The organism is Bradyrhizobium sp. (genome assembly GCF_049798375.1).
Lineage (GTDB): Bacteria > Pseudomonadota > Alphaproteobacteria > Rhizobiales > Xanthobacteraceae > Bradyrhizobium.
In genome coordinates, this window is sequence record NZ_JBARGP010000684.1 from 1 (window position 1) to 5899 (window position 5899).

At 64.9% G+C, this 5899-nt stretch carries 5 protein-coding genes; 2 read left to right on the forward strand and 3 right to left on the reverse strand.

Features of this window, described 5'->3' with window-relative positions; all coding sequences use genetic code 11:
- Positions 1–2: 2 nt before the first annotated feature.
- Positions 3–1118, forward strand: a complete 1116-nt coding sequence (locus WA702_RS26640) for an alpha/beta hydrolase (protein ID WP_425113531.1) — start codon at positions 3–5, stop codon at positions 1116–1118.
- 43 nt (positions 1119–1161) lie between these two features.
- Here WA702_RS26640 and WA702_RS26645 read toward each other — a convergent pair whose 3' ends face one another.
- The 3 genes from WA702_RS26645 to WA702_RS26655 all read right to left on the reverse strand — a co-directional run bounded on the left by WA702_RS26645 (position 1162) and on the right by WA702_RS26655 (position 4337).
- Entirely contained in the window at positions 1162–1542 is a 381-nt protein-coding gene (locus tag WA702_RS26645; RefSeq protein WP_425113532.1) for a hypothetical protein, read from the reverse strand.
- A 237-nt stretch (positions 1543–1779) separates the two neighbouring features.
- On the reverse strand, positions 1780–2955 hold the full coding sequence (locus WA702_RS26650; RefSeq protein WP_425113533.1) for an MFS transporter: 1176 nt from the start codon (positions 2953–2955) through the stop codon (positions 1780–1782).
- Positions 2956–3077: 122 nt separating this feature from the next.
- Positions 3078–4337, reverse strand: a complete 1260-nt coding sequence (locus tag WA702_RS26655) for a hypothetical protein (protein WP_425113534.1) — start codon at positions 4335–4337, stop codon at positions 3078–3080.
- A 193-nt stretch (positions 4338–4530) separates the two neighbouring features.
- Here WA702_RS26655 and thrS point away from each other — a divergent pair.
- The coding region (thrS, locus tag WA702_RS26660; protein ID WP_425113535.1) for a threonine--tRNA ligase at positions 4531–5899 on the forward strand (1369 nt) is incomplete at its 3' end.

Here is a 5899-nt window from a genome sequence, read left to right on the forward strand (position 1 = left end):
CGTTGGCGCAGTGCGGCAAGGCGCCCGATCAGGCCGCGATGGCCGCCAATGCCGCGGTCGCCGGCCCGACCTTCGACGATCGTTTCCCGGTCCCGCAATTCGGCGACCGCTTTCCCACGCCTGCAGAGAGCTTCCAACTCCATTCGCCGGCCGATTTCGCCCCCAAGCCGGCTCGGCCCAGACAAATGGCGTCACTGGACCCACAAGCCGCAGTCTCCTTTTCGCCGCGCGAAGAACTGACCACGTTGGTCAGCATGAAATCGTCGGCGTTCCCCTACGCCGGCAACAACCCCGCCTCCGATGCGCCCTTCCTCGACGTCAACAATGGCGACCGGCATGGCCATCGCAGCCTGTCCGGGCGGGTCTACTGGCAGGACCAGACCTATAACGACAGCCGCGTACTGGTGCACGTCCCGGAGAACTTCGACGTCCGCAAACCGGGCGTGATCGTGGTGTTCTTCCATGGCAATGGCGCGACACTGGAACGCGACGTTCGCGATCGCCAATTGGTGCCGCAGCAGATCAGTGAGTCCGGGGTCAACGCGGTGCTGCTCGCACCGCAGATGGCGGTGGATGCCGCCGATTCCAGCGCCGGCAAGTTCTGGCAGCCGGGCGGTCTCAAGCGCTTTCTGGATGAGGCGGCAGTGAACCTCGCCCGGCTCACCGGCAATCCCCGCGCGACTGACGCATTCGCCGGCATGCCGGTCGTGGTCGTCGGCTATAGCGGCGGCTTCCTGCCGACGGCCTGGAGCCTCGATGTCGGCGGCGTCACGGATCGCGTCCGCGGCGTGGTGCTGCTCGATGCGGTCTATGGTCAGCTCGACAAGTTCGCGGGCTGGATCGAGCACAACCGCTCGGGCTTCTTCGTCAGCTCCTATACCCACTACACGGCGCGGCACGACCACGAGCTGATGAGCATGCTGCGCGACAAGGGCATCGCGGTATCGGACAACATCGATCGGCCGCTGCGGCCGGGCAGCGTCGTGTTTGTCGAGACGCCGGAGGGCGTCACCCATCGCGACTACGTCACATCAGCCTGGACCCGCAATCCGATCCAGGACGTCTTGACGAAGATGGCCGCCGCGGAGCCGCCGATCCGGATCGCGGCCGGCCATTGAATCAAGTCTTGTGATGCAGGTCTTCAGGCTCAGGTCTTGAGACTCAGGTTTTGGGCAGCTTCGGCATGGCCTCTACGAAGCCGTTGAAGCAGGCGAGCCGTTCGTCCTGTTCCTTGGTGAACTTGCACTCGGCCACCGTCTTGGCCTTGATCGTCTTCGGCTTCGGCGCCGGGGGGATCACCGCGTCATAGCAGTCGAGCCGTTCCTTGGTGCCGTCGTCTATATCGAGACAGGCCTGCAGCTTGACCGCGATCGATTGCGGCTTGGTCGATTGCGGCTTGGCCGCCGGCTGCGGCTTGGCCGCAGCGACCTTACGCGGCTTGACCTGGACCAGCGGCTGGTCGCCGACCATCGGCGGAGCTGCCTGTGCCAGAGCGGCCGTCGAGATCAACACTGCAGCGAAACTCAACATCATCGTCTTCATGTCACGTCGCTTTCATATCCCATGGGCGTGCCAGGTCACTGCCAAGCGCAGCCTCGCGGAATTGACCGCCGGTTGTAGCAAAAATCTCGACAACCCTGCCCGCCGTCCCCAATCAAATTCGGCTTTAATCCGGTCTGGCCGGTCTTGCCAAGCGCCTCGATGGCGGTTGCACCATGAAAAAAGCCAACGGAACCTTTCAAATCGGTCCTGACCGGTCGCCAGCGGGAAATTTATGCCTCAAGCCAGGGCGGCGAGCCGCCGTGCCGGGCGCGTCATCAGGATTGTCAACAGCGCCAGGATGATGAAGACGACCGCGACATAGCCCATGCTTGCGAGAAGGTCCCGTCCGAACAGCACGCCACCGACCGCCGAGCCGGCCGCCTGACCGATATAGAGCACCGACGTATTGAGCGAGACCGAAGCCGAGGCCAGCTTCGGCGCGGCCGCCACCAGGCGGACCTGCTGCATCGAATTGGTCGAGGCGAAGCCGAGGCCCCACACCGCGACCGCCCCCGCCATCATGAAGTAGCTTCCCGCGCCCAGGGCCCAGCCGGCGACGCCGCCGAACAGCATGCAGGTGAACAGCAGCGAAGTCCGATAGGCGCCCCAGGAATCAACGATGCGAGTCGCCACCACGATGCCGATGAAGCCGAAGATGCCATAGAGCGCGAACACCAGGCCGATCTCGTTCGCATCGGCGCCCGTCAGCTGCGTCAACAGCGGCCCCATGAAGGTGAACACGACGAACTGGCCGGACATCTGCAGGGTGGTGGCGAGGAGCAGCAAGACAACGATGCGGTTGCGGCCGAGTTCGGCCCAGGTCTTCAACTCGACCGGAGCCCCACGCAATCCACCGGGGAGCCGCCAGGCCAGCAGCAGCAGGCTCACGATTCCGGTCGCACCGATCGCGAGATAAGCGGCGCGCCAGCCGATATGGCTGGCGATGAACGTGATGAGTGGCAGGCCAACAGCCGCCGCCACCGACCAGCCGAGAAAGACATAGGCGATGGTGCTGCCGCGCCGCGCCGCCGGCACGATCAACGCCGCGGTGCCGGCAGCCTGCGGCGTGTAGAGCGCGCCGATCGCGAGCATGACGATGCGGATCACCATCAGGCTCGCATAATCGGGCGCGAAGGCTGATGCGAGATTGCAGAGCCCTAGCACAGTAAGGCTTGCGGTCAGGAGGCGACGCCGGTCGATCCGGCTGGTCAGCCAAGCCGTGATTGGCGACCCGAGGCACAGCGTCACCGCGCCGAAGGTAATCAGCAGGCTCGCGGTGCGGACGCTGACGTCGAGCCCGGCGGCAAGCTCACGCAGCATTCCAGCCGGCGCGAAGACCGAGCAGCCGGTGACGACATTGCCGAGCATGAGAGCGGTGGGGGCGAAGCGACGCGGAGTGTCCAATGAGGTCATGGCGCCCCACATAGCAGAGATCTCGATGCATCTGCATGAAATCGTCTCATGCTGACCATGAGCCGAAGCGCATGGCGTCGCCTGCGCGCCAGCGCCGAATCGCAGCCCGGGATAGGTGCATCCTACTTCGCCGGGCTCGCAATGACGTTGCGCGCGGCGAGCGGAGCAGCAGCCGGCCGGGCCGATGGACAGGTCGCAAGCAGCCGCCCGAATGCCTGAGAGAAGCCTTCGGCCGCGAACTGCACTGGCTGAAACTGCCATTGGCCGTTCGCCAGCGTGCCCTCGCTCAGCTCGAAACGCCCCGTGGCAGCGAGTTTGTCGAGCTGAGGCCTGCTGACGTGCAGCGCCCAGGCTTCCAGTCCGCCCGCGCGTCGCGGCGGAAAGTAGAAACTCAGCCGGCCCGGCTCGTTCAACAGCGCGACCGAGACCAGACCCGCCGGCGGAACCGGACGCTGGTAGTCGAGCTGGAAGCGCCCGGCATCCGCGCAGATCAGCCGCAACTGCATCGTTCGGAACGGCTGTTCCGCGCCGTCGCGCCGCATCACCGTCTTGTGGATCAGGCTGCGGTTGGCATTCTCGAACACCCACGGCGTCTCCGCCTGATCGCGCGGATCGATGCCGAACCGCGCGATCTCCTCCCGGGTCAGGACGTGCATGTCCTCGAACCGGACCGAGCGGGCGACCGCCAGCAGTCCGGCGTCCACACCCATGCGCTTCAGATAGGCCGCGACCAGGCGGTCGGCGCGCGAGAGCGCCTGCTGCAAGGCCTGCGTCCGTATCTCGCGCGTCGGCACCCCGCCGGTGAAGTTCAGGATCACATGCGGCGAATGCACCGCAAGCGAGGCCTCCGGCGCGATCTCGCGGGTGACGGCGCCGATGATCAGATAGGGACAGGCGGAATTGCATTGCGCATTGCGCAGCCAGACCTCGCCATGTAGCTCGCGGCCTGACTGCCTGAGCCTGACACAGACATCGCTGTCCTGCGCCTCGAAGCCGCATTCCCCGACCATCGTGCGCCCGACCCGCGCCACCAGCTTCTTCTCGCGCAGGATGTTGCCGATCCCGAGCGCCTGTTCGAGATTGCCGCCCGGCGAATTGAGATAGATCGGCAGCCTGACATCGCCGAGGCGCCGGATGAACTTTCGGAACCGTACGGCCGCCGCGTTGTCGATCTTGCCTTCCGCAGCAATCCAGCGGTCGCAACCAGGTCCGCAGGCGCCTGGCCGTCCCTGCACGACAGTGAAGGAGATGGGCGCGGCATTGTCGGCGACCGGATGTGACGGCTGCACCATGGGTGCGGCCCACACCGGTCCGAACAGCAGCACGAAGACGATCAGCGGATTGATGCGGGACGTGATCCGACCCAGGGCGCAGAAAAACATACAAGAAAACCGGTCAAGCCAAGCACCTTGAGTTGTATCATATCGCTCTACCGCCGCAACGTCCGGGGCCTCGGCCCGCTGCCTCGCCGGCAGTTTCCTTCGCCATGGCCGGTTGCAGCATAAAAATCCCCTGCTATACCGGCTGCTCCGCTTACCTGCGCTCGTTCGCAGGAGTGAGCTTGAGGAGAGCATCATGTCCGACGTTTCCAAGTCCGATTCCGTCCAGCCTGATTCCGGCAAGCCCGAGCCGCACAAGTCCGAATCGGGATTCCAGTACAGCCTCAGCAATCTCAGGCCGGCCGAGCCGTTGCAGAAGATCACCGTCACCTTCCCCGACGGCGCCAAGCGCGAATACCCCGCGGGCACCACCGGCCTCGACATCGCCAGGGGCATCTCGCCCTCGCTGGCCAAGCGCACCGTCGCGATGGCGCTGGACGGCGAACTGACCGATCTCAACGATCCGATTGAGGCCGACGCCAGGCTCGAGCTGGTCTCGCGCGACGACCCGGAAGCGCTGGAACTGATCCGGCACGATTGCGCGCACGTGCTCGCCGAGGCCGTGCAGTCGCTGTGGCCCGGCACCCAGGTCACCATCGGTCCGGTGATCGAGAACGGCTTCTACTACGACTTCTTCCGCAACGAGCCGTTCACTCCGGAGGATTTCGCCGCCATCGAGAAGCGGATGCGCGAGATCATCGGCCGCGACAAACCCTTCACCAAGGAGGTCTGGGACCGCGAGAAGACCAAGCAGGTGTTCCGCGACAAGGGCGAGGCCTTCAAGGTCGAGCTGGTCGACGCCATTCCCGGCACCGAGCCGATCAAGATCTACTACCAGGGCGACTGGTTCGACCTCTGCCGCGGTCCGCACATGACCTCGACCGGAAAAATTGGGAGTGCCTTCAAGCTGATGAAGGTGGCCGGCGCCTATTGGCGCGGCGACAGCAACAACCCGATGCTCACCCGCATCTACGGCACCGCCTTCGCCAAGCAGGAGGACCTCGACGCTTACCTCAAGCAGATCGAGGAAGCCGAGAAGCGCGACCATCGCAAGCTCGGACGCGAGCTCGATCTCTTCCACTTCCAGGAGGAAGGTCCGGGCGTCGTGTTCTGGCACCCGAAGGGCTGGACCATCTTCCAGCAGCTGATCGCCTATATGCGTCGCCGCCTGACCGGCGATTACAACGAGGTCAACGCACCGCAGATCCTCGACAAGTCGCTGTGGGAGACCTCCGGCCATTGGGGCTGGTATCGCGAGAACATGTTCGCGGCGCAGTCCGCCGGCGACGAAGCCGAGGACAAGCGCTGGTTTGCGCTGAAGCCGATGAACTGCCCGGGGCACGTACAGATCTTCAAGCACGGCCTGAAGAGCTACCGCGACCTGCCGTTGCGGCTGGCGGAGTTCGGCATCGTGCACCGCTATGAGGCCTCCGGCGCCATGCACGGCCTGATGCGGGTGCGCGGCTTCACCCAGGACGACGCGCACGTGTTCTGCACCGAGGACCAGCTCGCCGACGAGTGCCTCAAGATCAACGATCTGATCCTGTCGACCTACGCCGATTTCG

Coding starts and splice junctions, on each gene's coding strand:
- WA702_RS26645 (WP_425113532.1), bottom strand. CDS start 1,542: ATGAAGACGATGATGTTGAGTTTCGCTGCAGTGTTGATCTCGACGGCC.
- WA702_RS26650 (WP_425113533.1), bottom strand. CDS start 2,955: ATGACCTCATTGGACACTCCGCGTCGCTTCGCCCCCACCGCTCTCATG.
- WA702_RS26655 (WP_425113534.1), bottom strand. CDS start 4,337: ATGTTTTTCTGCGCCCTGGGTCGGATCACGTCCCGCATCAATCCGCTG.